Annotated in this window: 2 protein-coding genes; both read left to right on the top strand. The window is 58.6% G+C overall.

Translation table 11 applies throughout. From position 1 onward, the window contains the following. Window positions 1-113: 113 nt before the first annotated feature. On the top strand, window positions 114-1,643 hold the full coding sequence (istA, locus tag EGN72_RS00360; protein ID WP_127044691.1) for an IS21 family transposase: 1,530 nt from the start codon (window positions 114-116) through the stop codon (window positions 1,641-1,643). After that, the gene (gene istB / locus EGN72_RS00355) at window positions 1,633-2,424 is read left to right on the top strand and encodes an IS21-like element helper ATPase IstB (RefSeq protein ID WP_127044690.1); all 792 of its coding nucleotides are present in this window, start codon (window positions 1,633-1,635) and stop codon (window positions 2,422-2,424) included. The genes istA and istB overlap by 11 nt, the downstream gene beginning before the upstream one ends. Window positions 2,425-2,497 lie beyond the last annotated feature (73 nt).

Below are 2,497 nucleotides of genomic sequence, written 5' to 3'. Positions count from 1 at the left end.
TGTTGATTGCCACTGAGAATTGACCCGGCAGCGGCCAAAATTGTCACTGAGAATTGACCCATGTGCAACCTTGCCCCGGCTTGAACCAGCTGGGGGCATTTGGAGTGATCGACATGGGATTTTTGAAGGTTATCAGGACATGGGCGTTACGAGACAAGATGCCTATTCGCGAGATTGCTCGGCGCACGGGTATTTCGCGCAACACGATCAAGAAGTATCTACGAGAGGGGATCGTTGAGCCAGCGTTCCAGACGCCGGCTCGTCCGAGCAAGCTGGATCCGTATGCCAAACAGCTGACAGCCTGGCTGGTTTCGGATCAGCGCAAATCACGCAAAGAGCGCCGGACGGCGAAGCTGATGCACGCCGATTTGGTGAATCTGGGATATGACGGTTCCTACGAGCGCGTTGCGGCCTTCGTTCGGGAATGGAAAGGCGAACGGCAGCGCGCGTATCACACGACGGATCGGGGAACTTTCGTGCCGCTGGTGTTTGCGCCTGGCGAGGCGTTCCAGTTCGACTGGAGCGAGGACTGGGCCTATGTCGGTGGCGAGCGCATCAAGCTGCAGGTCGCGCATATCAAGCTGTCGCACAGTCGCGCCTTTCTGGTTCGGGCCTATCTGCTGCAAACGCATGAGATGCTGTTTGACGCGCATTGGCATGCCTTCCGCGTCTTCGAAGGCGTCCCGGGTCGCGGGATCTATGACAACATGAAGACCGCCGTCGACAAAGTTGGACTTGGTAAGAGGCGCGATGTGAATGCGCGGTTCACGGCGATGACCAGTCATTATGTCTTCGATCGCGAGTTCTGTAACCCGGCCGCAGGATGGGAGAAAGGGCAGGTCGAGAAGAATGTGCGCGACGCGCGCCATCGCATATGGCAGCTGATGCCGGCCTTTCCGGATCTGGGCGCGCTGAATGACTGGCTGGAAGAGCGCTGCAAGCTGCTGTGGGCTGAGACGGCCCATGGCAGGTTGCCTGGAAGCATCGCCGATGTGTGGGAGGCTGAGAAGCCTGTGCTTATGCCGCTCCCCACAATGTTCGATGGCTTTGTCGAGGAAAGAAAGCGCGTCTCGCCGACCTGCCTGATCAACTTTGATCGCACCCGTTATTCTGTGCCCGCCAGTTTTGCGAACCGCCCTGTCAGTCTGCGCATTTACCCTGAGCGGTTGATGGTTGTCGCCGAGGGGCATGTGATTTGCACGCATGAGCGCATCATCGACCGGTCGCACCGCCAGCCGGGGCGCGTCATCTATGATTGGCGCCATTATCTTGCGGTGGTTCAGCGCAAGCCCGGAGCGCTGCGCAATGGTGCGCCCTTCGTGGAAATGCCTGAACCCTTCCGCATGTTACAGGCGAAGATACTGCGCCAACCTGGCGGGGACCGCGAAATGGTCGATATCCTGTCCTTGGTGCTGCACCATGACGAACAGGCCGTGCTCTGCGCAGTGGAATTGGCCTTGGAGGCGGGTGTTCCCACCAAGACCCATGTTCTGAACCTGCTCCACAGACTTCTGGATGGCAAACCGACCGACCAGCCGGATGTGAACCCTCCAGCGGCTCTTTCACTAAGCAAAGAGCCAGAGGCCAATGTCGCGCGCTATGATGGGCTGCGCACTCAGAAAGGAACCCGTCATGCGTCATGATCCAGCGGGTGCTGCCCTCATCATCATGTTGCGCAGCCTGAAGATGCCAGGTATGGCGCAGGCCGTGCAGGATCTACTCGATCAGGGAGCGCCTGCATTCGAGGCTGCCATGCCGATCCTGTCGCAGCTGCTCAAGGCCGAAATGGCCGAGCGAGAGGTGCGCTCGATCGCGTATCACATGAAAGCCGCTCGCTTCCCCGCCTACAAGGATTTGTCCGCCTTCGACTTCGCGGCCAGTGAAATGCGGGAAGCTCTGGTCCGCCAGCTCCATCGCTGTGAGTTCCTAGAAGCCGCAGAGAATGTGGTGCTGATCGGTGGTCCCGGAACTGGGAAATCACATGTCGCAACGGCCCTCGGCATTCAGGCCATTGAGCATCATCGCAAACGCGTGCGCTTCTTCTCGACCGTCGAACTGGTCAACGCGCTGGAGCAGGAAAAGGCCCAGGGAAAGGCCGGGAAGATCGCCGAGGCACTGGTGAAAACCGACTTGCTGGTCCTCGATGAGTTGGGATACTTGCCATTCAGCGCCTCTGGCGGGGCCTTGCTCTTCCATCTTCTGAGCAAACTCTACGAGCGCACCAGCGTCATCATAACCACCAACCTGAGCTTCGCCGAGTGGGCTACGGTCTTTGGTGACGCCAAAATGACCACCGCGCTGCTCGATCGCCTCACCCACCGCTGCCACATTCTGGAGACCGGCAATGACAGCTACCGCTTCAAGGCCAGCTCAGAAACAGCGAAAAAGAAACGGAAGGAAACACCAGCATTGACGCCATCATGACACGCAGAACATAACCACTGGGTGGGTCAGTTCTCGGTGACAATGCCGGGTCAATTCTCAGTGGCAATCAACA

Source organism: Pseudorhodobacter sp. E13 (assembly GCF_003991405.1).
Lineage (GTDB): Bacteria > Pseudomonadota > Alphaproteobacteria > Rhodobacterales > Rhodobacteraceae > Pseudorhodobacter.
Note: the sequence above shows the minus strand (reverse complement) of the source record. Positions and strands in the feature narration are given on the sequence as shown.